We start from the raw sequence: 25,339 nt of genomic DNA on the forward strand, positions 1-25,339 counted from the left end.
TCAGCCGCGCACGCGGAAGAGGGACAGCGGCTCCTCGCGCCCCTTCACCCTCACCGGGGGCAGCGGCTCCAGCGTGAAGGCGCCCGCGTCCAGGAGCGCCCGCGTGGCCTCGGTAATGAGCACCTCGCCCGGGCGCGCGACGCCGCACACGCGGGCCGCGACGTTGGTGGCGTCTCCCACGGTGGCGTATTGGAGGTAGCGCTCCGAGCCGATGTTGCCCGCGGCCACCGGACCGGAGTTGAGCCCGATGTGCACTTGAATCTCCGGCGCGCCCTCCGCCCGCCAGCGGGCGTTGAGGGCCGCCAGGGCCTGCTGCATCTCCAGGGCCGCGCGCACGGCCCGGTCCGCGTCATCCGGCCGGGCGAAGGGGGCGCCCCACACGGCCATCAGCGCGTCGCCGATGTACTTCTCCAGCGTGCCCTCGTGGCGGAAGACGACGTCCGCCATCACCGGGAAGTACGCGTTGAGCATGTCCACCACCTGCCGGGGCTTGAGGCGCGAGGACATGGCGGTGAAGCCGGTGATGTCGGAGAAGAGGATGGTGACGTTCGCCTCGCGCACCTCCAGCGGCACGCCCCTCAGCGCCTTCAGTTGGCGCACGACGTCCGGTGGGAAGAAGCGCTGGTAGGCGTTTCGCAGCACCGCCTCCTCCTCCAGCCGCCGCGCCAGGTGCGCGTGGTCCAGGGCGATGGCGGCCTGGTTGGCGAAGGCGGTGAGGAACTCCAGGTCCTCGTCGGTGAAGAGGCCGCCCTGCTTGAGACTGTCCAGGTACAGCACGCCCAGCACCGTGTCCCGCGTGCGCAGGGGCACGCACAGCGAGGCGCGGATGGACTGGCGGAAGACGGAGTCCGCGCCCACGAGCCGCGCGTCGTCCTGCGCGTCAGTGAAGAGCGCCGCCACGCCGCGCGAGTGCACGTAGTCCACGATGTGCTGGCTGTAGAAGCGCTCCGGCAGCGCCCCACCCTGCGCGCCCCGGGCCACGCGCGGCTCCAGCGTCCCCGTGTCGCGGTCCACCAGCAGCACCGCCGCCCGGTCCACCGCCCAGATTTGAAAGACGAGTTGGAGCACGCGCTCCAGGAGCCCGTCCACCGGCCCCGGGGAGGAGAGGATCTGGCCCACCTTGAGGAGCACCTGGAGCTTGTCGCGGGTGCGGTCCGGCGAGCGCGTGTCGAGCAGCGCCTCCATGGTGGGCCCGCCGGAGAAGCGCGTCTCCAGGGGCTGCGTGCGCAGCGGGACCCAGCCGTCCGGCAGCGGCGTGTCCAGGGACACCAGCCGGAACCACACCTCGCCGCAGCGGAAGGACTGGCCGTGGCCCAGCTCCTGGCGCGACACGCGGTGCGGCCCCACGAAGCTGCCGTTCTTGCTGTCCAGGTCCACCAGCACCACGCGCCCGCCCGCGCGCTCCAGCCTCGCGTGGCGCCGCGACAGGCTGGGGTGCGGCACGCGGATGCCGTTCTCCTCGGTGCGGCCGATGGTGGTGGTGCCCTCCGGGAGCATCACCACCCGTTCATCCACCTGGCCTGGATTGAGGACGACGCGCATGGGCTAGAGGGGCATCAGGTGGGCCCCTTGGCCGTGAACGCACCGGGCCGGGGCGGGGCCGAGGGCGCTTCCAGGACGGCGGGGGCCACCTGTTCGGAGGTGCGGTCCGCGGAGGACGCGGACTGGCTGCCGTGGCGGGCCACCACCTCGCGCACCGCGAGCGACGGGCCTCCATGCCCCGGCAGGAGGCGGTCCCCGGCGAGCCGGCAGTCGAAGGCGTCCTGGAGCCGTGCGGCCAGCGTCTCGCTCACCAGCACCTGGTCGCGCGCGGCCACGGTGGCGAGCCGGGCCGCGGTGTTCACCACGTCGCCCAGCACCGTGTGGTCCAGGCGTCCGCGCCCGGCCGCGCCCACGTTGCCGGACAGCACCGGCCCGGTGTCCACGCCCATGCACACGCCGTGGGCGTACGGAGACGCGTCACCGCCGCTCCAAGCCAGGCCCTGGAGCCGCTGCTTCACCGCGAGGCAGGCGTCCAGCGCGCGCGACACGTGGCCCTCGCCCTGGAAGACGGCCATCACCGCGTCGCCCAGGAACTTGTCCACCACGCCGCCGCGCGACTCCAGCTCCGGGAGGATGACCTCGAAGTTGGCGTTGAGCCGGCGCAGCGCGGACTCCGGCGGGTGCTTGCGGGTGACGGCGGTGAAGTCCGCGACGTCCAGGAAGGCCACCGTGGCGTCCACCTGCTCGCCCGCGAGCCCGCCCGGGCCGCGCACCAGGGGCAGCACCCGGTCCACGATGCCGCCGTGCACGAACATGCGCAGCAGCGCGTTCTCCTCCGTGGAGCGCACCGCGCGGCGCAGCTCGGCGACATGCCGCACCGTCTTGGCCAGCGTGGACTCCAGGTCGTCCAGGTCCACCGGCTTGACGAGGAAGTCGAACGCGCCCCGGTTCATCGCCGTGCGCAGGTTGGGCATGTCGCCGTACGCGGAGACGATGACCACCTTCACCAGCGGATCCACCTCCCCCACGCGCGACAGGAAGGTGAGCCCGTCCATGCGCGGCATGTTCAGGTCGCACAGCACCGCGTGCGTGTCCGGGTGCTGGCGCAGGGCCTCCAGCGCCTCCTCACCGTCGCGCGCGAAGACGAAGCGGTAGACGCCGTCGCGCACGTGCCGGCGGAAGCGCTGGCGCATGAGCAGCTCCACGTCCGGCTCGTCGTCCACCACCAGCACCGTGGCGGCCTGACCCGCGCGGCCCGCCTCCACCAGCGCGACGAAGGCGGCGGCCAGCTCGCGCGCGGAGGTGAAGCGCTGCGCGAGCGTCGGGTGCAGGGCGCGCTGGAAGAAGGCGTCACCGGCCGCGCCCAGCTCCGGCACCAGCTGCGAGACAGGCACCGCGGGCGGGTGGAAGGCGCCGCGCAGGAGCGCGCCCACGGACTCCGCGCCGTAGGGGAACTGGCCGGTGAGGGCGCGGTAGAGCACCACCGCGAGCGACCAGAGGTCCGCTCTCGCGTCCAGGTCCGGATCCGCGCGCAGCTGCTCCGGGCTCATGTAGCGCAGCGTGCCGGTGAGCCCCTCCGCCTGCGCGGGGGCGCCGCTGGGGCTGAGCGAGCGCGCGAGCCCGAAGTCGAGCACCTTCACCACCTCCTCGCCGTCCACGTGGGCGAGGAAGAGGTTGGCGGGCTTCAGGTCGCGGTGGACGAGCCCCGCCGCGTGCGCCGCCGCCAGCGCCCGGGCCACCGGCGTGACGAGCGCGGCCACGCGGGCCGGCGACAGGCGCCCCTGCTGGGTGAGGCGCGTCTCCAGGTCCTCGCCCTCCAGCAGCTCCATGACGATGTACGGCACGCCGCCATCCACACCGGAGTCATGCACCTGCACCACGTGCGGGTGGCGCAGCCGGGCCACGGCCTGGGCCTCCTGTTCGAAGTGGCGGTGCGCCTCCGGCGTGCGCGCCACGACGTCGGAGGCGATGAGCTTGAGGGCCACGTGCCGCTGGAGCTGCAGGTCGACCGCGCGCCAGATGGCGCCCATGCCACCGCCGCCAATCCTGCGCTCCAGCGCGTACCTGCCGCCCAACGGGCGCCCGGTCTCCATCGGCCCTGTGTCTCCGTTCCCGGGCACGGCCACAGGGCGCGTGCCTCGCGAAGCCGGGAATGATGGCACACTTGGCCCCTCCCCTGGCGTTCCCATTCGGTGCCATGCCTGGAGCCCCGGGGCACGGCTGCACGCCCGGTGTGGGAGGAGGAACGTCTCAGGTGCGGGTCAGCGCCTGGGCCAACCGGGGAAGGACCTCCCCCGCTTTCGCCTCCACGCGCACATCCGCGAGCCCGTCGCCCCGGCTCTCCCCGATGTTGAGGATGCCAATGGGCATGTGCCGCTCCGCCGCGCGGGTGACGAAGCGGTAGCCGGAGTAGACCGTCAGCGACGAGCCCACCACCAGCAGCGCGTCCCCCTCCTCCACCAGCGCGAACGCGTCCTGCACCAGCGGCGCCGCGACGTTGTCGCCGAAGAACACCACGTCCGGCTTCAGCGTCCCGCCACAGCGCGTGCACGCGGGGACGCGGAAGCCGTCCACGGCCTCCCGCGACAGCTCCGCGTCGCCATCCGGACGCAGCTCCACGACGGTGTGCGCGAAGTCCGGGTTGAGGCCCAGCATCCGAGCCTGGAGCGACGCGCGCGGCTCCTGCGCGCCACACGCCAGGCAGCGCACCCGGGACAGCGCGCCGTGCAGCTCCAGCACGCGCTCACTGCCCGCCGCGTGGTGCAGGCCGTCCACGTTCTGGGTGATGAGCCCGGGCACCACGCCCGCCTTCTCCAGCGTGGCCAACGCGAAGTGCGCGTCGTTGGGCCGGGCGGTGGTGAAGCGCGGCCAGCCCAGCAGGCTGCGCGCCCAGTAGCGCTGACGCACCTCCGGCTGGTGCAGGAACTCGCGGTGCTGGATGGGGTTGCGCACCTTGTGGCGCGTCTCCGGGCCGCGATAGTCGGGGATGCCGGACTCGGTGCTGATTCCGGCTCCGGTGAGCACCACGACGCGGCGTCCGCGCAGCAGCTTGGCCAGGGCGTCCACACCCGCTTCGGACGGGAGGGCGGCGACAGGGGAGTCCGTGAGGAGCGTCATTCCACCCTCCGTATAACGTGGCCCGTTCGCGCTCGCTCCCGGGCCTTGGGGCTTCCGACCCGGCGCCTACCGGACGAGCGCGTCCCGGGCGGGGTCCGCGGGCTTCGGCGTGGCCATGGCGGCCTTGATGTCCTTGCGCGCGGCGGGAGGCAGCCTGGCGATCCAGCGGTCCATCGCCTGGCGCAGCTCCGGCACGGAGGACTCTTCGTCGGGCAGCGCGGCGGCCTCCTGGCGGGCCTCGGCGACGAGTTGTACGGCGCGAGCCGGGTTCTGCTTCGCGTCCCACAGCGCGCGGCCCAGCATGTAGCGCGCGGCGGGGCGCTCCGCGGGACGGGGCCGGGCTCGCTCCCAACCGGCGACGGCCTTCTCCAGCGGGGCCAGCGCCTCGCGCGGACGGCCGAGCACCATGTACGTGCGCCCCAGGTCCACCAGCGCCCCCGTCCAACCGCCGTTCACGTCGTCCGGCAGGGACGTCTGGAGCGCGGCGGCGCGCTGGAAGTACGGCAGGGCCTGGTCCGGCTGGTTGCGGTAGCTGAGCGTCTGGCCCATGCCCCGGAGTACCAGCGCCAGCGTGGGGTGGTCCGGGCCCAGGCTCTTCTCCACCTGCTCGAGCGCCGTGGCGAAGCGCTGGGTGGCCTCCTCCAGCCGGCCCATGTGCACCAGCAGCGTGCCGATGTTGTTGACGATGATGGCCACCGTGGAGCTGTCGCGCCCCTCCGTCTTCTCCGCGATGTTCAGCGCGCGTTCGTAGAGGGGCAGCGCCTCCTCGCGCTTGCCCTGGTACTGGAGCGCCAGCGCCAGGCTGTTGAGCGCGTCCGCCACCTGCGGGTGGTCCTGGCCCAAGGAGCGCTCCAGCAGCGCCAGCGCGCCCCGGGCCAGCCGCTCCGACTGCACGAAGTCGCCCTGCTGCCAGCGCACACTGGCCTGCTCCAGGCGGATGCGCGCCACGTCCGGGTGCTCGGGCCCCAGCGCTCCGCGCACGGTGCCCAGGGCGCGCTCGTACAGGCTCAGGGCCTCCTCCGCGCGCCCCTGCGAGCGGCGCACGGTGCCCAGCTCCACGCGCACGTCCGCGACCTCCAGGGCTTCCGGGCCGAAGCGCTTCTCCAGGAAGGACAGCGCGCGGGTGAGCTGCTCGTGGGCCTCCGGGTAGCGGCCCTGGCGCGACAACAACCGGCCCAGGTTCATGGCGAGCGCGCCGGCCAGCTCCCTGCTACCGCCCAGCCGCTCCACCGCGGCGCTGGCGCGCTCCGCGGCCTGCTGTCCCTGGGCGTAATGGTCCAGCCGTTCGCCCGTCACGCGCACCGCCAGCGTCCAGGCCCGGGCGGCGGCGTCGTCGTTGCGGCCGGCCTCCGCGGTCCACGCGGCCTGGAGCACCGTGGCCTCCGCGCCCCGGTAGTCCCCGGCCCCGTCCTTCAGCTCCGCGAGCAGCAGCAGCGCGTCCGCCGCGCCGGACCAGTCCCCCGCCGCTCGCGCGGACTGGGCCACCGGCTCCACGCGCGCCACGCCCTGCGAATAGCGGCCGGCGGCGCGCAGCGCCCTCGCGTCCACGAGCGCCTGGAGCAGCGCGACCGTGCGGTCCCTGGCGGCGGGGTCGTCGGGTGAGGAGTGGCCGCGCGACGTCAGCGCCTCCACGTCCGAGCAGCCCGCCAGCGGCGTCAGCCCCTCCACCGCGCGGGGCGCCCGCTCCACCAGGTCCGGGTCCGCCTGCGTGAACAACTGCGTGAGCGCGGCCACGTCCGCGAGCCGCGCGTCCAGGCAGCGCATGCGCAGCGCCATCACCGCCTCGCTCTGCTCGTGGCGCACGCGGGTGGCCTCACAGGCCGCCGTGCGCGTCGTCACCCACGCGGCGGTGTACGCGTCCAGCCCCCGGCGCACGTGCCGGAAGGCGTCGTGCGCGAAGCGGCGCTGGGTGCCGACGAAGGCCGCCTCCACCGCCTGCTGCCGGGGAGCGTCCCACACGCCGTCCATGGCGCGCGCGGCGCCCTCGCAGCCCGTGGCATCGCGGCGGTTGAGGACGTGCGTGAGGCCCACCGCGGACAGCATGAGCAGCGACGCGCCCGCCACGCGCAGCCGCCGCGTCCGGCGCGCCGCCGGGTCCGACTCCAGCGCGGCGATGAGCGCCTCCATGGACGCGTGGCGGTCCTCGGGCTTCACCGACAGGCCCTTCACCACCACCTTGCGCAGCCACTGGGGCACGCCGGAGTGCCGGGGCACGCTCTTCACGCGCCCCGCGTGCACCGCCTGGGACAGCTCCTCCACCGTGGCGCCCGCGAAGGGGCGCTCGCCGTAGAGGCCTTCATAGAGCGCGGCGCAGAAGCCGAACTGATCGCTTCGCGCGTCGGTGCGCTCCTCCGGCGGGAACTGCTCCGGGGCCATGTACGCGGGCGTACCGCCCTCCATGGCGCGAGGGTGCGTGTGGGTCCCCGGCATCACCGGCGGAACCACCGCGCCGAACATGATGCGCGACAGGCCGAAGTCGGTGACGCGCACGCGGCCGTCCTGGCCCACGAGGATGTTCTCCGGCTTCACGTCGCCGTGCACGACGCCCACCGCGTGCGCGGCGGCCAGCCCCCGGGCCACGGCGAGGAAGACCTCCACCACCTGGCGCCACGGGTGCGGACCGTCGTGCTCCCACTTGCGCAGCGTGTGCGCGTCCACCAGCTCCATGGCCAGGAAGACCTGCCGGCCGAAGGTGCCCACGTCGAAGACGGAGACGACGTGCGGGTGGGAGACGCGGGCCATGGCCTGCGCCTCGCGCAGCACCTGCGTGCGTCCGGCCTCCGCGCCCAGCCCCAGCGCCTCCACCTGGAGGAGCTTGAGCGCGACGCGGCGGTCCAGCTCCGGGTCATAGGCGGCGTACACGACGCTCATCCCGCCCACGCCCAGCATCTCCAGGATGAGGTAGCGGCCCACCGCCGTGCCGCGCGCGAGCGGCGGCGTGGGCAGCCTCAGGCGCGGCTTCTTTCCGCGCCACGGGTCCACGGCCAGCGTCGCCAGCTGGCTGTCGAGGACCTCCTCCTCCGGAGCGGCGGGCCCGGAGGCGTCCGCGGGCGGTTGCACCTTCAGCGCCTCGGACACCATGCGCCGGCAGGAGGGACACGTGTCCAGGTGCTCGTCGACGAGCGCGGCCCTGTCGGAGGGCAGCGTCCCGAGCAGGAGGTCCATGAACGTGGATTCGTCCAGACAGGCGAGGGGCATGGGAGGCACGTGGAGGGCGGCAGCACATCAGGAGTCACGGCGGGCGTCGAGTCACCCCCGGGACGTTTCATGCGTTGAAGGGTTGCCTGCTCGGCGGGTGGGACGTCGGTTCGCGAACGCACGCGTTCCAATGTGTTGAGACAGGGGGCGCTTTCTGGGAAGTCTCCGAGGATGTGGCGGTTGCGACGTCTCGGATGGGCCGGGCTGATATCGCTGGCGCTGCACGCCCTCATCTTCGGGCTGTTGTGGGCGCTGGACCCTCATCCGTCGTCCAGCGGACGCACGGCCCGGATGCACGAGAGGGCCGTCGAGGTGGAGATCATCACCTCGCCCTCCGTCACCCCGGCGGCACCGGCGGTCCCACCGCCTCCGGTCCCGGAACCCGCCACGCCACCGTCCGGCATCGCGACGCGTGTGCCGCCGAAGAACGCCCCGCCTCCGGCACCGCCCCCCGTGGCGACGAAGTCCGCGCCGCCGCCCGGTGAACCGCGCGCGCCGACGGAGCCACCTCCAGCGACCGCGAAGCGCGAGCCCTCGGCGCCACCTCCCGTCGCGACTCGCGCCCCTGCGGAGCCACCTCCGCCTCCCGTCGCGACTCGCGCCCCCTCGGAGCCGCCTCCGCCTCCCGTCGCGACGCGCGAGCCCGCGCCTCCTGAAGACGCTCCGCGCGCTCCGGCGGACGACCTTCCACGCCTGGACATCGCGACCCGCGCGCCCGCTCCAGACGGGGACCGGCCCACGGTGGATGCTCCACGCGCGCCGACTCCGGGCTCGCTTCCCTCGAACCTGCTCCCCTCCCCCGGCTCGAGCACGGGGGTCATCATCACGACGCCGGAGAACTCCCGGGGAGGAGGCCGCACGTTGCGCCCCGGCGACCCGAGCCTGTCCGCCGAGTCCCTCGCCGCCCAGGAACACGCGCGCGTATCGGAGCGCGTGCAGGGCATCGTCGACGAACGCCGCGCGCGCGACCGCGTGGACACCGGCCGCATCCATCCCTACTTCGGCCAGCTGCGCGCGCAGTTGGAGAAGCAGATGGACGCCCCGCCCCTGTTCGACATGCCCAGCTTCCCCAAACAGCTCATGTACTCCTACGCGGAGAAGGCCCGGCAGTTCGGCGCCAGTGGCTCTCCCGGGAGCATGCCCGGGCCTCGCAAGCCTCCCAGGCCGGGCGAGCTCCTCGCGAAGCGCACCCGCGACGAACCCGGCTACAACCGCCTGCGCGGCCTCTCCCAGGCGGGCGAGGAGCTCCAGGACTTCGCCCACGGCGTCAGCACGATGAAGCTCACCGTCACGCTGGAGCTGCTCCAGGGTCCGGACGGCCTGCTGCGCGAGGTGAAGCTCATCAGCCGCAGCGGCAATCGCGCCTACGACGACTACGTGCTCCAGGCCGTCCCTCCCGCGCTGGGGAAGGCCGCCGCGCCGCCCCCGGACGCCATGGGCGTGCACACGGACGGCATCCGCAGCGTGTGGGCCGTGGAGGGCCGCGTCGTCTACGTGCGCAAGGTCAGCGAGATGAAGAAGGGCTCGGACAGCGTCTACCTCGCTGGCCTCGTCGCCGCGGGATTCCTCGCCGGCAACTTCGATGAGACCACCGGCGAGGTCTACGTCATCGACGTGCGCAACCCGCACTTCGAATGCCGCTCGCGCCTGCTGCGCGTCTACTGACTCAGGGCGTGAACGCCGCGGGCCACCGCACGCCTCCGCCCAGGGGCAGGAGCGCCTCCGCCACGTCGAGCAGCGCCCCGTCCGTCCAGCGCCGCCCCACGAGCTGCGCCCCCACCGGCAGGCCCGCCGACGTGCGCCCCAGCGGGAACACCACGACCGGGCTCCCCGTCGCGTTGAACAGGCAGGTGAACCCGCCAAAAGCCTCCAGGTATTCGCGAGGCGTGCCGTCCACCACCACCGGCGCTCCGAACGGCGTGTGCGGCGGCGCGGCCGTCATCGCCACCGGCACGAGCCACGCGTCCCAGCCGGACAGGAAGTCCTCCAGCAGGCCGATGTGCACGTCCCGCCGGCTGAGCGCCGTGCCGTAGCCCGCCATGTCCACGCGCGTGCCCTGCACGATGGCCTTCGCCAGCAGGTCGCGTTCGAAGGGAACGAACTGCTGCTGGTAGCCCTCGCGCACGGGCGGAGGCAGGGGCGCGCCCACCTCGCCGCCCTCCATCAGGCCCCACACCTCCACCAGGTCCGTGAAGTCCTGCCCCGGCGGCGCGGCCTGCTCCACCACGACGCCCTCCGCGCGAGCGGCGGCGATGAAGCGCTGGAACAGCTCCCGCGTCTCGCGGTCGGCCTGGAAGGGTCCCAGCGTGTCCGCCCACGCCAGCCGCAGGCCCTTCAAGGCCCGGGGCTTCGCGGCCCCCACCGGCGCGACGGGCGGCACCTCCGGGGCGCGAGGATCCGCGCCTTCGATGATGGACAGGATGAGCCGCACGTCCGCCACCGAGCGCGCCAACGGCCCCGCGCACGCCATGTGGCGCACGTGGCGCGGCCCGCCCGGCGGGTCCGGGATGTGACCGAAGGTGGAGACGCGGTGCTCCGTGGGCTTGAGGCCCACGATGCCGCAGTAGTGCGCCGGCTGCCGGATGGAGCCGCCAATGTCGCTGCCCACCTCGAAGGGGGTGAGCCCCGCCGCCACCGCCGCCGCCGCGCCACCGCTGGAGCCGCCCGGCGTGTGCCCCAGGTCATGCGGGTTGTTCGTCCGGCCCCAGAGCGGCCCGTCCGTCTGGAAGTCCCCCGCGAACGGAGGCAGGTTCGTCTTGCCGAAGAGGATGGCCCCCGCCGCCTTGAGCCGGGCCACCACGGTCGCGTCCTGCGCGGGCACGTACTCCGCGAAGGCCGGATGGGCGGACGTCGTGCGCAGGCCCCCGGTGCTGAACGCGTCCTTCACCGTGAAGGGCACGCCGTGCAGCGGGCCCCACAGCTCGCCCCGGGCGAGCGCCGCGTCCGCCTCTTCCGCCCGCTTCCGGGCCTGCACCTCGTCCCACGTCACCACGGCATTGAGCGCGGGGTTGTGCGCCCGGGCACGGGCGAGGAAGGCGTCCAGCACCTCCACCGCGCTGACGTGCCGCTCGCGCAGGGCGGCGGCCAGCTCCGTCGTCGTGAGGGCGGCGAGCGCGCGTGCGCCCCCGGCGGTTCCGGAGTCCTGAAGCGGGACCGATGAATTCATGTGCGAACACTCCCCCAGGGGCCGGCCCCCGCGGAGCGGCCCTCCCATGCCCCCGGTTCTACCAGCTCCTCAGCGCGCCCGGACCTGGGGAGCCGGGGACACGACGTAGGCGGCCCCGGAGGCATCCACCTTCACCTTCGGTGGACGCCGGGATTCCTCGAAGAAGCGGTAGCCCGGCTCCAGGCCGCGCCAGAAGGCCTTGCGCGTGTCGGTGACGCCGGAGAGGGCCTCCAGCGCCGCGAGCCCCGCCGCGTCCAGCCGGCGCGGGAAGAGGTGCACCGGCACGTCGCGGCCCATGCTCGCGCGGGCCTCGGACACCATCACGTACAGCTCCTCGATGGGGCCGTCCTCGATGGCCAGGCAGCCGATGCTCACGCAGTCGCCGTGGATGTAGATGTCGCCCCCGGGCTTCGCGGCGCCCTGCTTGCGGTCCAGGGCGTTCGGGTAGCTCACCCGCAGGGACAGGTGGTACGCGCTCTTCGGGTTGAAGAGGTCCACCGTGTAGAAGCCCTCCGGGACCTGCAGGTCGCCCTGGGCGCGCTTGGGGCCCACGTCGCCGGAGGCCGCGCAGATGGGAAAGGTGCGCACCTTCACCAGCGGCTGGCCGGGCCTGCCCGCCCAGACCTCCAGCTCCCGCTCGACCTTGAAGGCCCGCAGGTAGAGCTCCTCCGGAGGCCAGGACAGCCCCGCCGCCTTGAACGTCTGGACAAGACCGGCCGTCTGGCGCTTGCGGGCCGCCGCGACCCGGTCTTCCGCGTGGGCGGACAGGGAGGCCAACAGGACACCGCAGGCAAGCAGGACCTTCATGGGCGGAATGCTCCTTGACTGAAAACCGTTTGACGCCGGGCGGACGTCAATCCGGTCCCTGGGCAGGGGTGGGCGGCGAACAGGCTCATGGCACGGGGGCACCCCTGGCCCCCTGCTTCCCAAGCTGCTAGCAAGCGGTCCGTGGGCTTTCTGGATGACGTTCAGCGTAACGGCGATGGAAACCAGGGGCGGCCCGGTGTTCTCATCTCCAACGTGCATCATGGCGAGCAGGGGCCGCCGGTGTGCGCAGCGACGGATGCTCCCCGCCCCGTGCCGTTCCGGCCTTTTGCTTAAGAATGAATGACTCCCTCGAGACCCTCCTCGCCGACGGCATCATCGACGCCGTCATCGGCCAGCTGAAGACGGGGAAGGAGGCGGAGGTGTGGCTCGTCCAGCACGCCGGCCAGGTCGTCGCAGCGAAGCTGTACAAGGAGCGCCACGAGCGCAACTTCCGCAACAACGCCGGCTACAAGGAAGGCCGCGAGGTGCGCAACTCGCGCACGCGCCGCGCCATGGAGAAGGGCAGCCGCTTCGGGCAGGCCGCCGCGGAAGAGGCGTGGAAGAACGCGGAAGCGGACTCGCTCTACAAGCTGCACGCACAGGGCGTGCGCGTGCCCACGCCGGTGATGTTCTACGAGGGCATCCTCCTGATGGAGCTGGTGCTGGACGCGGAAGGCCAGCCCGCGCCCCGGCTCGTGGAGGCCCCGCCCCAGACCCCTGAGGAGGCCGAGGCGCTCTACCTGGACCTGCGGGCCCAGGTGATTCGCACCCTGTGCGCGGACCTCATTCACGGGGACCTGTCGCCCTACAACATCCTGATGAGCGGGAACGGCCCGACCATCATCGACTTTCCGCAGACGGTGGCGGCGGCGCGCAACAGCCAAGCGGAGTTCTACTTCCGCCGCGACCTGGACAACGTGCGCCAGTACCTGGCGGGCTTTTCGACCCGGCTGGCGGGCCGCGCGGGTGACACGGGCGAAATCTGGAACGCCTACGTGCGGCGCGAGCTGACGCCGGACTACGTGCCGTCGGGCACCTTCCGCGAGGCGCCGCGAGGTCAGCGAGGCGCGGGTCGCCAGGGCTTCCGGCAGGAGCGGTTCCTCCAGCAGGAGGACGCCCGGCGCAACGAGGTCCGTCCGGCTCCGGCGCCCGTGGTGGAGGTGGAGGAAGGGCTCAGCGCGGAGGAGGCGGAGCTGCGCGCGCTGGAAGCGCTGGTGCTGCGCCAGGGTGGCGGCGAGCGCGGGCGGCCCATCGTCACGGCGAGCCCGAGGGATGGGCGTCGGCGCGGTGGGTTTGGTGGCAAGCCGCCGCCGCGCAACGGCAACGCGCCGAGGCCCGCGAACGGTGGCCCCCAGCAGAACGCGGGAGCGCGTCCGCCGCAGGGTGGAGGCAACAACCGGCCCAACGGCAACAGCAACGGGCGTCCGCAGCAGGGCGGTCCGCGCAACGGCGCTCCGGCGCAGAGCGCCCCGGTGGCGCAGGGCGATGCCCGCCTGAACGGGCGTCCGCAGCAGGGCGGTCCGCGCAACGAACCGCGCCGGGATGGACGTCCGCCGCGCCAGCCCAACGGCGAGGCGAGCATGAACGGTCAGCCCGTGGGCGAGAACGCTCAGGCGCCGCAGCAGAACGGCCGGCCGCCCCGCACCAACGGTCAGGCGATGAGCGAAAACGGTCAGGCTCCGCAGCAGAACGGCCGGCCGCCCCGCATGAACGGGCAGACCCGCGGCGGTGAGGCGGGCGTGAACGGACAGGCCTACGGCGACGGTCAGTCGGCGCAGCAGAACGGTCGGCCGCCGCGTACGAACGGCCAAGCCTACGGCGAGAACGGTCAGTCGGCACAGCAGAACGGCCGGCCGCCGCGCACCAACGGACAGACCTACGGCGACGGTCAGTCGGCCCAGCAGAACGGCCGGCCGCCACGCACGAATGGCCAGGCCCATGGCGACGGTCAGTCGGCACAGCAGAACGGCCGGCCGCCGCGCACCAACGGACAGACCTACGGCGAGAACGGACAGTCGGCGCAGCAGAATGGCCGGCCCCCGCGCACGAACGGTCAGGCCTACGGCGACGGTCAGTCGGCGCAGCAGAATGGCCGGCCCCCGCGCACGAACGGCCAGGCCTACGGCGACGGTCAGTCGGCGCAGCAGAATGGCCGGCCGCCTCGCATGAACGGCCAGTCTCGTGGCGGTGAGTCGCGCCAGAACGGGCAGCCGTATGCAGGCGAGGCGGCCGTGAATGGCCAGCCGCACGACGGAGACGCGGGTGTGAACGGCCAGTCGCAACCTCAGAACGGCCGGCCTCCGCGCAACGAGTGGCGCGCGAATGGGCGTCCGCAGCAGAACGGCGGGCCTCGCCAGGACGGTCCGGGGGCGCAGGCGCGCATGAACGGCCGGCCTCCGCGCAACAACGGCTCCTTCCAGGACGGCGCCCCGCAGGAGAACGGCGAGCCACGCCAGAACGGCCGCGGCTCGGGTCCCCGCGAGGCGCGGGGCAACCTGCCCAACAACGGTCCCCGGATGCCCCGTCAGGGCCCGGAGCGCGGCGCGGGACGTTCGTCCCGGGGTTCCGCGCCCCAGGTGAGCTACGTGGCCCGCCCGCCCGCGGCCTCGTCCTCGAATCCCGAGACGGGCTCCTCCTAGCCTTCGGGCGGGGGGAGCGCCCTACCAGGCCTCCCCCGCCAGCGGCACACCGCGAAAACCTGTCGGACAGTCGGACAGGTCTTGATGCCCCCTGGACGGCCTCATCACCCGCCGTGGCCAGGAGCCCCGGCGTCAGCCGGACCGCGAAAACCTGTCCGACTGTCGGACAAGTTTGAAGGACGCGAGGTCTCCCCCAGCATCCGCCGTAAGCGGCGACTTCGTGCGACAGCCGGACCGCGAAAACCTGTCCGACAGTCGGACAGGTTTTGAACCGCGCCAGCCGGGAGGTGCCCGCCCTACTCCGCCTTCACCGGCGGCGTTTCGCGCGCCAGCTCATCGCGGAAGAACCGGCTGCCCTTCGCGAGCGTCTCCATGTACGGACGCACGTCCTCGCGGGCCTCCGGACTCAGCTTCGCGAACGGCGTCACGTGCACGTCCGGCACGTAGCGGAACGTCAGGTTGATGCGCCGCGTGCGGAAGTCCGGCAGCTCCGGCGGCATCACGTGGCCCGCGCGCGTGTCCACCCGCTGCACCCGGTGGAACGTCTGCTCCTTCCACTGCGCCCCACCAAAGAGCTGCAGCGCCCCGTCATCCAGCCACTGCTCCAGCACCACCGCGTCCCGCTCGCCGGGCCGCGTGGACGTGACGAACTGGATGAGCGCGCGCTCGCCCAGCGACAGTGACGCCACCGGGCCCGGCTCGAAGTCCTTGTGCTCGCCCACGCGCGCGGTGTCCACCCAGCGCCCGTCCTCCAACCGGCTGCCGTAGAAGTTCACCAGGCACGTGTTGAGGTGCCAGCCCTGCGGCATGTCCGGGCCCCGGAACATCCGCCGCGCCAGCGCCTCCACCTTCTCAATCTGCCGCTGCAGCACCGCCGGGAACGGCTCCGCCTTCACGCAGCGGTTGTGCACGCCCTTGGGAGGCCGGTAGTAGTCCAGGCACGCGAACTGCCAGTTGCCCAGCCAGTACACCGGCCGGAGCAACCGCCGCTGCTGCTGGCCCTCCGGCGGTGGGAAGTGCTTCGAGTAGCGCTCCTCCCACAGCGGGTGCAGCGTCCCCAGCCACGCCAATATCTCCGCGCGGTCCGCCGAGTTCAGGAAGCTCGCGTTGTAGTGATGGCCCGGCGTGCGCTGCGCGGCCTTGCGCGCCAGCGGGGAACCCGGGACCCTGCGGGGCGGCAAGGCCATGTGCTCAGGTCCTCACGCCTCGGAGGCGGCCACGTCCAACGCCAGTTCGATCATCTCGTCGAACGTCGTCTGACGGTCCTCCGGAGACAGGTGCTCGCCGGTGCGGATGTGGTCCGACACGGTGAGCAGCGACAGCGCCCGCGCGCCGAACTCCGCGGCCACGCCGTACAGGCCGGCGATCTCCATCTCCACCGCCAGGATGCCCATCTTCTCCAGCGTCGCGTTGAGCGCTTCCTGCGGGTGGTAGAACAGGTCGGACGTGAAGACGTTGCCCACGCGCACCGGCTTGTTGCGCTTCTCCGCCGCCTCCACCGCACGCCGGGCCAGCGTGAAGTCCGCCACCGCCGGGAAGTCGTGGCCCATGACCCGCATGCGGTTCACGTTGGAGTCCGTGCCCGCGCCCATCGCCACGATGACGTCGCGCAGCTTCACGTCCGTGCGCAGCGCGCCGCAGCTGCCCACGCGGATGAGCACCTTCGCGCCGTAGTTCCTCACCAGCTCCGTCGCGTAGATGGAGATGGACGGCACGCCCATGCCGTGCCCCATCACCGACAGCCGCTTGCCCCGGAAGGTGCCGGTGAAGCCCAGCATGTTGCGCACCGCCGTGACGGAGCGCGCGTTCTCCAGGAAGCGCTCGGAGATGTAGCGCGCCCGGAGGGGGTCGCCCGGCATGAGGATCACTTCAGCGAAGTCACCGGGAGACGCGGAGATGTGCGGAGTTGCCATGGAAGCAGAAGCCTTTCAGCGTCCGGTCGACAGACCGGAGGGAACACCCGTGGGAACGGCCACCGGCGTCGGTGCCGGCGCGGCGGGAGTGCACGGGTTGGGCAGCTTGCCCGAAGCCGCGGGCGCCGTGTTCACCAAAGCGGGGGCCTGCGCCGCGGGAGGCAGCCGGCGCGGCGGCAGCTGCACCGGCGGGGGGATGGGGCAGTGCGTGCACGGGCCCTTCAGCGGAATCACCAGCCGCCGGCCAATGCTCAGGAACGTGTTGCGCATCCGGTTGGCCTTCTTGATGGCCACCACGCTGGAGTTGTGACGCAACGCAATGCCACCCAGCGTGTCCCCGTTGCGGACCTTGTACATCATCAGGTTCTGGTCCGGCTGGAGCGCCAGGAGCGGCGCCACCCGGCGGCCCAGCTCCTGCGCGCGGCCGTTGAAGAAGCGCACGTGGAAGTGGTCGCGGTGCCGGCGCGCGTGCTTGATCAGCGAGTTGAAGCCCGCGTTGAACAGCGAATCCAGCCACACCTTGTCCTCGCCAATGGACAGCGCATAGTCGTACAGGACCTTCATCACGCGCTTGTCCACGAGGATCATCTGCACGTCGGTGTTCACCACCAGCGAGCGGACCAGCGCCCAGTTCATGGCCACGTCGATGTAGCGCTCCCGCTCGCGCTCACGCACCGGCTCCGCGGTCGGGTAGTAGAAGCCGAAGTCCACGTCGCGGCCGTTCTGGTGGCTCTTGTGCGGGCGCAGGTAGCCGCCGTCCTTGGTGGACAGGCGGTTGACGCGCAGCGTGGGCACGTTCGGGTACTGCGCGCGCACGGCGCGGATGGCGGCGGCCACGTAGTCCACCGTCTCCTGCGTGCCGTAGGCGATCTCCGGCGACACCACGATCCAATCCTTGTCATCCGGCACGCGCACGCTGTTGATCTGCCGGCCGCTCTCCACGAAGCCAATGGACATGGACCCCAGCGTGGCCGGGTCCTTCTTCCACGCCTCGGCGAGCGCCTCGTCGGACAGGTCCGCGGTGTACAGCGGCCCCGAGGGCGCGGCGGGCGCGAGCGGCGCCTGCATCTCGCCCTCCTCGCTCACGCCTTCATCGTCGGTGGCCGCGGTGGCCTCGTCGTCCTCTTCCTCCGCGTCCACGGGGCAGGGGTTCTCCCGCACGGCGGCGTCGGTGACGACGGCGGCGACCTCCGCCGGGGAGGGCATCGCGACAGGGGCGCCGGACGCGCTCACGGCGGGCGTGGCCTGGGTCTCGGCCGAGACCGGGGCCTGCGCGGGCGGCGTCGCGGCCGGCGTCTCCACGGGCGGCGTCGCGGTCTGGGCCTGGACCGGGGCCGGAGCCGGAGCGGGCGCGGGGACGGGAGTGACGACACGCGCGGCGCAGCCGGCGCAGAACAGGAGGATCAGAAGTGAGTAACGCACCGGGGGCGAGGATGACCCGAGACGCGGATGACTCCAAGCATCCGAACCGAAATTCACCGCCTGAGTGCCTGCCCGCTGGGCGTCGGTGAAAGCAGACCTTGCCTCAATTGACAGGAATGAAGTCCTTCACGTCTATTGTCATCTCCACCTGATTCATCTCCGGCAGTGCTCCCCAACCCATGATGCGAGTGTTTCGCCCGTCCGTGGCCACGGCGGTGCGCCCTCACGGCGTGCACGTGCCACGTGACGACTGGCATGCCACCGGGTCCATCCCCCGGCTGTTCACCCTTCCCGTTCCCTCCGCGAACGCGCTCGAACCACTCGCGCCCGCGGGGAGCATCGCGCTCCTGCTGACCGTGGCCGGGGATGCGCTTCACGCCCGGATGGCCGGGACGCTCGCGTCGCCGTCCGCTTCCGCGCGGCAGGTGCTCGACGCGCGCCGGAGGGAGGGGCGCGAGTCCTCCGCCCGGACACCGTTCCCCGCGCACGTCGCGGAGCTCCTCTACGCGGGCGAGCCCTGGATGACCGGGCTGGTGCTGGACGCGGACGCGGGCTTCACCTGGCGCGTGCAGGACTTTCCTGGCGCCGCGCTGGAGGCCGGGAGGTTCTCGCTGCGCACCCACTCCGCGGAGCCGGGCTTCGCGCTGGAGGCGAGCGTCCTGCTGACACCACCCGCGCTGAATGACATCGAGGCGCTCGCCCAGCAGGAGTTCCCGTCGTCCGCGCCCACCGCCCGGCAGCCGTGGCTGCGGCCGGCGGAGGGACGCTAGGCCATGCTCATCCGACTCATTCCCAAGCTGCTGCTGGGCTGGTTCGCGGTGTCGTTCGTCTGCCAGTTCCTGCCCATGCGCATCCAGGGCCTCCTGCGCGCCCTCGACGTGTTCGGGCTCATCCCCCGGTGGATGTTCTTCTCTCCGGCGTTCTCCTCGTCGGACTACCACCTGCTCTACCGCGAGGCGCTGTGTGACGGGACGCTCACGCAGTGGCGGGAGATTCCCCTCGCCGAGCGCCGTTCGCTCCTGGGCGCGGTCTGGAATCCGGAGCGGCGCCATCGCAAGGCGGTGGCCACCGCGGTGGCCAGGCTGGTGCAGCAGGCCCAGGCCCCGGCCCGGCGCAAGCCCCTGCCCCTGACCCAGGCGCATGGCTACGCCGCCATCCAGGCCCTCATCACGTCGCGCGGCGGCACGCCCCTGACGCGCGCGTTCCAGTTCGCCATCGCCGAATCCCACGGCTACGAGACCCGGACTCCGTCCCGCATGGTGCTCGTTTCGGAGCTGCACCCACGATGAGCCTCCTCACGACGACGCCCGAGCTGGCGCTGTACGCCGTCCGCGCGCTCATGGCGCTGGGCATCCTCATCACCACGGGCGAGTTGCTGGCCAACTGGCGTGACCACGCCGACAACGGCTTCTCCGGCTGGCCGCTGCTGCGCCAGTTGCTGGAGCAGTACAAGGGCGGCCCCCTCCTGAGGTTCGCCGTGTCGCTGGTGTCCCCGGGCCGCTTCCTGGCCTGGCTGGGCCTGCGGGCATTCTGCGCGGCGGCGCTGCTGGTGCCCACGCTGCCGGCGCCGCTGGTGCTCGCGGCGCTGGTGCTGCTCTTCGTCACGGACCTCCTCGTCTCCATGCGCCTCCAGTTCGGCAAGGACGCGTCGGACCGCATGGTGCGGCTGCTCAACGTGGCGCTGCTGCTGGTGGCGCTGGCGCCCGGCGACGCGCACGTGAGGGAAGCAGGGCTGGGCTTCATCGCGCTCCAGGGCTGTCTGGCCTACTTCACCACGGGCATCTGGAAGGCCCTGGGCCGGCAGTGGCGCGACGGGCAGGCCGTGTTCCTCGTCTTCAACACCCGCGCCCATGGTGCGCGCCCCGTGGCCGCGGTGCTGGCGCGCCAGCCGTGGCTCACGCGATTCTTGAGCTGGTCCGTCGTGGGCGTGGAGGCCCTGTTCCCGCTGGCGCTCGCGGGCGGGCCTGGCGTGGCGCTCGTCTTCATCGCCTGGGGCGTCGTGTTCCACGCGACGAACGCGCTGGTGATGGGCCTCAATCCCTTCTTCTTCGCGTTCGTCGCGACCTACCCCGCCATCCTCTTCTGCGCCGAGCGAGGCGTCCTGCTGTCCTGACTCAGGCCCCGGCCGCCGCGTCCTCCAGGCGCGCGGCGGCCCTGCGCGGAGACAGGATCTCGAAGGGCAGGCGCCGGCCGCCCCCCATGGACAGCACGCGCTGGTCCTTGCTCACCAGCCATGAGGCCCCCGCGCGGGCCGTCAGCTCCAGGAACTTCTGATCATCCCGGTCCCGGCACGGCGGCAGCTCCACCGGAGTCCCCTCCCCGTCCGCGACACGTACGAGCGCGCCGTAAGCGTCTCTCACCGTCCGCTGCGCGTCCGCCGTCAGCTTGAACGAGGGATAGGCGAGCACCAGCGCCAGCTCCTTCAGCGTGTGCCGGTCCGCCCACGCCGTCAGCGCGCCCGAACGCAGCGCCTGCGCCAGCGGCCGCGTGAAGACGTCATCAAAGACGAACACGTCCAGCACCACGTTGGTGTCCAACACCACGGAACGAATGGCAGTCGCAGCGGAAGGCGTCTTCACGGTGAAAGAACTTTCCGTCACCAACACCGCTGACACAACCCCGCCCCTTCACGCGTCAATCACAATACACGGCCTGTCCATGGCGGAAGCCAGGAATCATGGACAAAGATGGATCTCGCTGAACCCCTCCCCCTGGCCGGCCCCCTCCGGCGAAAGGTCTGTCCATGAAGCCCTCGTCCCGTTCGCTGTGTCTGACGTTGCTGAGCGCCGCTGCCCTGCTGGGCGGCTGTGGAGGCGAGGAGGCGCCCACGCCGCAGGGCGAGGGCGTCGTCGTGCCGCCGGTCCAGACGGAGGTCGCCGGCAATGGGCTGAGCGCGAGCGCCGCGTACTGCGACGACGTGACGACCTGGGATCCGGCCTGGGTGCAGTTCGAGAATGACGTGCTCACGCTCATCAACCAGCGCCGTGCGGCGGGCGCCACCTGTGGCGGCGTGGCGAAGCCGGCGGTGGCCGTGCTCACGACCAATGACAAGCTGCGCTGTGCGGCGCGCAAGCACTCCAAGGACATGGGCACGAACAACTTCTTCAGCCACACGGGCTCCAACGGCTCCACGCCGTGGCAGCGCATGGCCTCCGCGGGCTACAGCTACCGGACGGCGGCGGAGAACATCGCCGCGGGCTACGGCACCGCGCAGGCGGTGGTGGACGGCTGGATGGCCAGCACGGGCCATTGCAACAACATCATGAACGGGGCGCTGAAGCAGACGGGCATCGGCTACTACAACGCGCCGTCCAGCACGTACCGTGTGTACTGGACGCAGGACTTCGGCACGCCGTAGTTCCCGCGCAAGGGCGGAGGGCTATGCTCCGCGTCCCATGCCCTCCCCCTTCGCCGAGCACTTCCCCGCCCTGCGGTCCGGCTTCAGCTACCTGGACAACGCGGCGGGGGCGCAGGTGCCCACGCACTGCATCGACGCCATCCATCAATTCCTCTCGAATGGCAGCTGCAACGTGGGCCAGCCCTACCCCGCCTCCCGCGTGGCCACGGCGCTCAAGGCCCGGGCGCGCGAGGAGACGGCGGAGTTCCTGAACTGCCGGCCCGACGAGGTCATGCTCGGGCCCAGCGCCACCGCGCTCACCTTCCAGGTGGGCCGGGCCGTCTCACGCCTCTTCAAGCCGGGCGACGAGGTGGTCATCTCCGAGCTGGAGCACGAATCCAACGCGGCCCCGTGGCGCGCGCTGGAGGCGCAGGGCGTGAAGGTGACGACCTGGCGCGCGAGCTGGCCGGAGGGGCGGCTGGAGGCCTCCGAGCTGCGCGAGCTCGTCACGCCGCGCACGCGGCTGGTGGCGGTGTCGGCGGCGGCGAACTCCGTGGGCGCGACGCCGGACGTGGCCGCGGCGGCGGAGGTGGCGCACGGCGTGGGCGCGTGGCTGTTCGTGGACGCGGTTCACTCCAGTCCGCATCACCTGCCGGACGTGCGCGCGTGGGGCGCGGACTTCGTGGTGTTCTCTCCGTACAAGGTCTTCGGTCCGCACCTGGGCTCCCTGTTCGTGCGGCGCGAACTGCTCGCGGGGCTGCCAGCGGACAAGCTGTGGTTCATGCCGGATGACGGTCCGCAGAAGTTCGAACCGGGCACGGCGAACCACGAAGGCTGGGCCGGATGGTTGGGCTCGCTGCGCTACCTGCGTGACGTGCTGGGCGGTGGCCAGCCGGGACGTCCGGGATTGACGCGGGCCTTCCAGCGCATCGCGCAGCTGGAGCAGCCACTGCTGGAGGCCACGCTGGAACAACTGTCCCGGCATCCGCGCGTGCGGTTGTATGGGCCGAAGACGTCCGCCGGGCGCGTGGCCACGTTCTGTTTCAACGTGACCGGCCTGTCACCGCGCGCCGTGGCGGAGCACCTGGCCGAACAGGGCGTGGGCGTCGCGGCGGGGCACTACTACGCGACGATGGCGGCACAGGCCCTGGGGCTCATGCCTGACGGCGCGGTGAGCGCGTCGCTGCTCCACTACAACACAGCGGAGGACGTGGGCCGGCTGCTCGCGGCGCTGGATTCACTTCCCTGATGGCCCGGACGATCAACTCAGTGCGCTGGCTGGCGGTCCTCACGCTGCTCGCTGCGTGCGGCGGCTACTCGTATCTCCGGGATGGCTACGGAACGTACTTCGGGATCGAGGTCCGCGACGGCCGCGAGACTCCGTGGGTCCGCGGGCCGTGGCCTGTCATCGCCTCTTCCATCGAAGCAGATGCCATCATCGACCAATTATGCGCCCCGCTCATGGAGTTGCCCGCTGCTGCACCACCGCGAGGCGAATATGGCCAGGAGTACTGCGGGGTCATCTACTCCCATGAGGGTCGCTACTATGCATCCTGGCCCGCTGCGCTGGAGACGCGGCGTCCCAGCGCTGAGAACAGGGACTTCAAGGACTGCCGCGTGCCGAAAAGAGTAGTGGATGAGCGGGGGCGGACCGCAATCCTCGCGGACTACCACACCCACCCGTGGCGTTACTCTCCGCTTTCCATCCAAGACCGTTGGAAGTCTCGCCAACGGTACTCGTTCCGCGTGCAGATGGACGCCACATGCTCCGTGCAGATGTACATTCCGTACCTTGAGCAGGAACGCCCTGGCGAGGTCTACGCGAGAGAGGGGCGCCGCTGGGTGCTCATCGGGCGCGTCCTGGACAAAGTGAACGGCATCATTCAGCCCGTACCGGAGGGCTCCCGATGAAACGTGCGTCGCTCCTCGTTCTGTCGCTCGTTGCGTTGAGCGGGTGCGCCCTGTTTCAGCGCTCGACGCGCCCACCGCATGCGCCTCCCGAAGAGGCCCAGAAATTCGTCTTCCCGGCCGTCCCCTTTCAAGAGGGCCGGACAACGCTCCTCAGTGGGGACATCGCGACCGCCGTCCAACTCGCGATGGATGACTTTCTCCCCCTCGACCGCAAGCCCCCCAAGGAGGCAACGCCGGTCGAGTTGTGCCTCTTCCGTCGCGACATCTACCAGGTGTCGGTGGAGCAACTGCCGGACGACATTGTCCTGGTTGGCATCTATGCGCGCACCGAAGTCTGCGACCCGAACGACACAGGCACGGATTCCGGAGGGCTCTACGCCGTCGATGTGCGGCGCGGCCTCATCGTCGCTCAACAGCGTTAGCGATTCGCCCACCACAGCGCCCGCCGACCCATGAGGCGCGTGGGGGCCCCGTGGAAGAAGAGCGGACTGTCCCGGGAGACCGGGCCGGCTGCTCGCGGCGCTGGATTCACTGCCCTGACGCGCTCTTGTCACGGCCAGGGCGCAGCAGCGCCCATCCCGCCGCGATGATTTCGCAGACGCCGGCGATGACGATGCACCAGAGGGCGACGTTCATCACGCCGTCGTCCTCGCCCGACAGGAGCGGCTCGCTCAAGCCCATCCCCAGCACCACCGTCCCCAGGCCCGCGAGAAGCCCCAGGATGGGGGAGAAGCGGCGCTGACGGCCGGTGACGTTGAGGAAGAGCAGCACCCCTCCCGCGACGAACCCCACCACCACGACGGCGGCCCCCACGAAGAAGGCCGGTCCCGGACCGTCCACATCTTCCCGGGCCCAGGCATTGGTGGCGAACAGGACGCTGGCCATGAAGTACGTCGGCGCCTGCGCGCTCCAGCCCCGCCTCATTCTTGAGCCGTCCCGGGCGATGCGCTCCGCGAACGGCCGGCGCGTATCGCCATCACCGCCGCGGCGATCTCTCCAGCGCCGAGGAAGAACAGGCCCCCACCGAGGAGCCCCAGCCCCCGGTCGTCGGTGAACGTGTCGTTCATCCAGGAACCCAGCCTCAACGTCCCCAGGCCCAGGAGCAGGCCCAGGACGATGGAGGCCGTGCCGCGATGTCGGGTGAGATTGAAGAAGAGCGTGCCCGCGCCCACGACAAGGGCCAGCCCTCCCACCGCCAGGAGGGCGAACCCCAGGCCGAAGAGCGCTCCCAGGGCGTTCTCGGCGCCCTGGGCCCAGGCATTGGTGGCGAACAGGACGCTGGCCGTGCCAAGCGCCCACGGGAATCGTGGCTTCAACGCGGAGAGCAATCGCATCCACGAAACCCTACCACCTCACGCCTCCACGGGCGGAGGGGGCCGCTTCGCCGTCAGCGTCGCCCCCGCGGACGCGACGCTCACCAGCGCGACCGCCAGCCATTGCAGGGGCGTGAGCTGCTCGCGCAGGAACAACCAGCCCACCACCGTGGCCACTCCGGGCTCCAGGCTCATCAGGATGCCGAAGGTGCGGCTGGAGAGCTGTCCCAGCGCCAGCATCTCCAGCGTGTACGGCAGCGCGCTGGACAACAGCGCCACGCCCACGCCCGCGGCGAAGAGGCCCGGTGTCATCCGCTCCAGGTGGCCCTCGCGCAGCATGAAGGGCAGCACCGTCAGCATGGCCACCACCATGCCCGCCGCCACGCCCTGTCCCTCCGGCACGCGGCGCGACAGCCTTCCGCCCATCAGGATGTAGATTGCCCAGCACGCCCCCGCCGTCAGCGCCAGCACCACGCCCAGCGGATCCAACCCGCCGGGCGTCGCCGTCCACGGCGTGATCAACACGATGCCCGTCGCCGCGAAGAGCACCCAGAGGAAGTCCAACGCCTTGCGCGACCCCACCACCGCGAGCACGAAGGGCCCCACGAACTCCAGCGTCACCGCGAGCCCCAGCGGGATGCGCGCGATGGCCAGGTAGTACGTGAGGTTCATCACGCCCAGCGCCACGCCATACGGCACGACTGCCGCCCACTGCGACCGCGTGTAGCGCAACAACGGCGGGCGGAAGAACGCCAGCAGCATCACCGACGCCAACACCAACCGAAGGCCCGCGGCCCCCACCGCGCCCAGCGCCGGAAAGAGCCCCTTCGCGAGCGCGGCGCCCCCCTGCACGCTCACCACGGCGATGAGGACCGCGGGGATGGGGGGGAGGGCTGGGACACGGCGTCCGGCGACTTCGCTCATGGCGCGGCAATCTAGCCAGGGTGCCTCACGGATTCACGGCCGCACACCACGCCTCCGTTCACGGGAGTGCCGGGCGCGGAATGGGAAGGACGGGGCGGTCCGCCGCCACC

22 protein-coding genes are annotated in these 25,339 nt (G+C 71.9%); 9 read left to right on the forward strand and 13 right to left on the reverse strand.

Features of this window, described 5'->3' with window-relative positions:
- From ACX114_RS28660 to ACX114_RS28675, 4 genes are all read right to left on the reverse strand, one after another.
- Positions 1–1,542: an adenylate/guanylate cyclase domain-containing protein gene (locus ACX114_RS28660; protein WP_459289693.1), complete on the reverse strand. Its 1,542-nt coding sequence runs from the start codon at positions 1,540–1,542 to the stop codon at positions 1–3.
- Positions 1,543–1,556: 14 nt separating this feature from the next.
- Positions 1,557–3,575, reverse strand: coding sequence for a protein kinase domain-containing protein (locus ACX114_RS28665; RefSeq protein WP_459289695.1), 2,019 nt, complete (start codon positions 3,573–3,575; stop codon positions 1,557–1,559).
- 157 nt (positions 3,576–3,732) lie between these two features.
- Positions 3,733–4,599, reverse strand: coding sequence for an NAD-dependent protein deacetylase (locus tag ACX114_RS28670; protein WP_459289697.1), 867 nt, complete (start codon positions 4,597–4,599; stop codon positions 3,733–3,735).
- Positions 4,600–4,665: 66 nt separating this feature from the next.
- Positions 4,666–7,797: a tetratricopeptide repeat protein gene (locus ACX114_RS28675; protein WP_459289699.1), complete on the reverse strand. Its 3,132-nt coding sequence runs from the start codon at positions 7,795–7,797 to the stop codon at positions 4,666–4,668.
- A gap of 180 nt (positions 7,798–7,977) precedes the next feature.
- Between ACX114_RS28675 and ACX114_RS28680 the strand changes: the two genes are divergently transcribed.
- The gene (locus tag ACX114_RS28680; RefSeq protein WP_459289701.1) at positions 7,978–9,462 is read left to right on the forward strand and encodes a TonB C-terminal domain-containing protein; all 1,485 of its coding nucleotides are present in this window, start codon (positions 7,978–7,980) and stop codon (positions 9,460–9,462) included.
- 1 nt (position 9,463) lies between these two features.
- On the opposite strand, the gene ACX114_RS28685 is transcribed toward ACX114_RS28680, so the two are convergent.
- Together ACX114_RS28685 and ACX114_RS28690 are read right to left on the reverse strand one after the other, a co-directional pair.
- Complete coding sequence (locus tag ACX114_RS28685; protein WP_459289703.1) at positions 9,464–10,963, reverse strand: amidase; 1,500 nt, start codon at positions 10,961–10,963, stop codon at positions 9,464–9,466.
- A 69-nt stretch (positions 10,964–11,032) separates the two neighbouring features.
- A complete protein-coding gene (locus tag ACX114_RS28690) occupies positions 11,033–11,770 on the reverse strand; it encodes a L,D-transpeptidase family protein (RefSeq protein WP_459289705.1) in 738 nt (245 codons plus the stop codon).
- Positions 11,771–12,066: 296 nt separating this feature from the next.
- Between ACX114_RS28690 and ACX114_RS28695 the strand changes: the two genes are divergently transcribed.
- Positions 12,067–14,409: an RIO1 family regulatory kinase/ATPase domain-containing protein gene (locus ACX114_RS28695; protein ID WP_459289707.1), complete on the forward strand. Its 2,343-nt coding sequence runs from the start codon at positions 12,067–12,069 to the stop codon at positions 14,407–14,409.
- Between the two features lie 296 nt (positions 14,410–14,705).
- Here the strand turns inward: ACX114_RS28695 and ACX114_RS28700 are convergent, their stop codons facing one another.
- Genes ACX114_RS28700 through ACX114_RS28710 form a run of 3 tightly spaced genes read right to left on the reverse strand, consistent with a single transcriptional unit; the run spans position 14,706 to position 17,744 of the window.
- Positions 14,706–15,596, reverse strand: a complete 891-nt coding sequence (locus ACX114_RS28700; protein ID WP_459289709.1) for an alpha-ketoglutarate-dependent dioxygenase AlkB — start codon at positions 15,594–15,596, stop codon at positions 14,706–14,708.
- Positions 15,597–15,608: 12 nt separating this feature from the next.
- The gene (gene deoD, locus ACX114_RS28705; RefSeq protein WP_206791364.1) at positions 15,609–16,322 is read right to left on the reverse strand and encodes a purine-nucleoside phosphorylase; all 714 of its coding nucleotides are present in this window, start codon (positions 16,320–16,322) and stop codon (positions 15,609–15,611) included.
- Between the two features lie 15 nt (positions 16,323–16,337).
- A complete protein-coding gene (locus tag ACX114_RS28710) occupies positions 16,338–17,744 on the reverse strand; it encodes a LysM peptidoglycan-binding domain-containing protein (protein WP_459289711.1) in 1,407 nt (468 codons plus the stop codon).
- Between the two features lie 179 nt (positions 17,745–17,923).
- On the opposite strand from ACX114_RS28710, the gene ACX114_RS28715 reads away from it, so the two are divergent.
- Genes ACX114_RS28715 through ACX114_RS28725 form a run of 3 tightly spaced genes read left to right on the forward strand, consistent with a single transcriptional unit; the run spans position 17,924 to position 19,857 of the window.
- Positions 17,924–18,514, forward strand: a complete 591-nt coding sequence (locus ACX114_RS28715) for a hypothetical protein (protein ID WP_459289713.1) — start codon at positions 17,924–17,926, stop codon at positions 18,512–18,514.
- A 3-nt stretch (positions 18,515–18,517) separates the two neighbouring features.
- Positions 18,518–19,033 (forward strand): hypothetical protein, encoded by a 516-nt coding sequence (locus tag ACX114_RS28720; RefSeq protein WP_459289715.1) that lies wholly within the window; start codon positions 18,518–18,520, stop codon positions 19,031–19,033.
- A complete protein-coding gene (locus tag ACX114_RS28725) occupies positions 19,030–19,857 on the forward strand; it encodes a hypothetical protein (RefSeq protein ID WP_459289717.1) in 828 nt (275 codons plus the stop codon). Before ACX114_RS28720 ends, ACX114_RS28725 begins: the two co-directional genes overlap by 4 nt.
- A gap of 1 nt (position 19,858) precedes the next feature.
- Here ACX114_RS28725 and ACX114_RS28730 read toward each other — a convergent pair whose 3' ends face one another.
- The gene (locus ACX114_RS28730; RefSeq protein ID WP_459289719.1) at positions 19,859–20,323 is read right to left on the reverse strand and encodes a putative toxin-antitoxin system toxin component, PIN family; all 465 of its coding nucleotides are present in this window, start codon (positions 20,321–20,323) and stop codon (positions 19,859–19,861) included.
- 164 nt (positions 20,324–20,487) lie between these two features.
- On the opposite strand from ACX114_RS28730, the gene ACX114_RS28735 reads away from it, so the two are divergent.
- From ACX114_RS28735 to ACX114_RS28750, 4 genes are read left to right on the forward strand one after another with little or no spacing between them, the layout of a single operon-like run.
- On the forward strand, positions 20,488–21,102 hold the full coding sequence (locus tag ACX114_RS28735) for a CAP domain-containing protein (protein ID WP_459289721.1): 615 nt from the start codon (positions 20,488–20,490) through the stop codon (positions 21,100–21,102).
- Positions 21,103–21,139: 37 nt separating this feature from the next.
- Positions 21,140–22,330 carry a cysteine desulfurase-like protein gene (locus ACX114_RS28740; protein WP_459289723.1) on the forward strand — a complete coding sequence of 397 codons (1,191 nt, stop codon included), beginning with the start codon at positions 21,140–21,142 and terminating at the stop codon, positions 22,328–22,330.
- On the forward strand, positions 22,330–22,992 hold the full coding sequence (locus tag ACX114_RS28745; RefSeq protein ID WP_459289725.1) for a hypothetical protein: 663 nt from the start codon (positions 22,330–22,332) through the stop codon (positions 22,990–22,992). The genes ACX114_RS28740 and ACX114_RS28745 overlap by 1 nt, the downstream gene beginning before the upstream one ends.
- Entirely contained in the window at positions 22,989–23,414 is a 426-nt protein-coding gene (locus ACX114_RS28750; RefSeq protein ID WP_459289727.1) for a hypothetical protein, read from the forward strand. The genes ACX114_RS28745 and ACX114_RS28750 overlap by 4 nt, the downstream gene beginning before the upstream one ends.
- A gap of 106 nt (positions 23,415–23,520) precedes the next feature.
- Here the strand turns inward: ACX114_RS28750 and ACX114_RS28755 are convergent, their stop codons facing one another.
- The 3 genes from ACX114_RS28755 to ACX114_RS28765 are packed head-to-tail and all read right to left on the reverse strand — an operon-like array spanning position 23,521 to position 25,229.
- Complete coding sequence (locus ACX114_RS28755) at positions 23,521–23,916, reverse strand: hypothetical protein (protein ID WP_459289729.1); 396 nt, start codon at positions 23,914–23,916, stop codon at positions 23,521–23,523.
- Positions 23,913–24,326 (reverse strand): hypothetical protein, encoded by a 414-nt coding sequence (locus ACX114_RS28760; protein ID WP_459289731.1) that lies wholly within the window; start codon positions 24,324–24,326, stop codon positions 23,913–23,915. The genes ACX114_RS28755 and ACX114_RS28760 overlap by 4 nt, the downstream gene beginning before the upstream one ends.
- Positions 24,327–24,344: 18 nt before the next feature.
- Positions 24,345–25,229 (reverse strand): EamA family transporter, encoded by an 885-nt coding sequence (locus tag ACX114_RS28765; RefSeq protein ID WP_459289732.1) that lies wholly within the window; start codon positions 25,227–25,229, stop codon positions 24,345–24,347.
- Positions 25,230–25,339 lie beyond the last annotated feature (110 nt).

It is taken from the genome of Corallococcus sp. M7 (genome assembly GCF_054512695.1).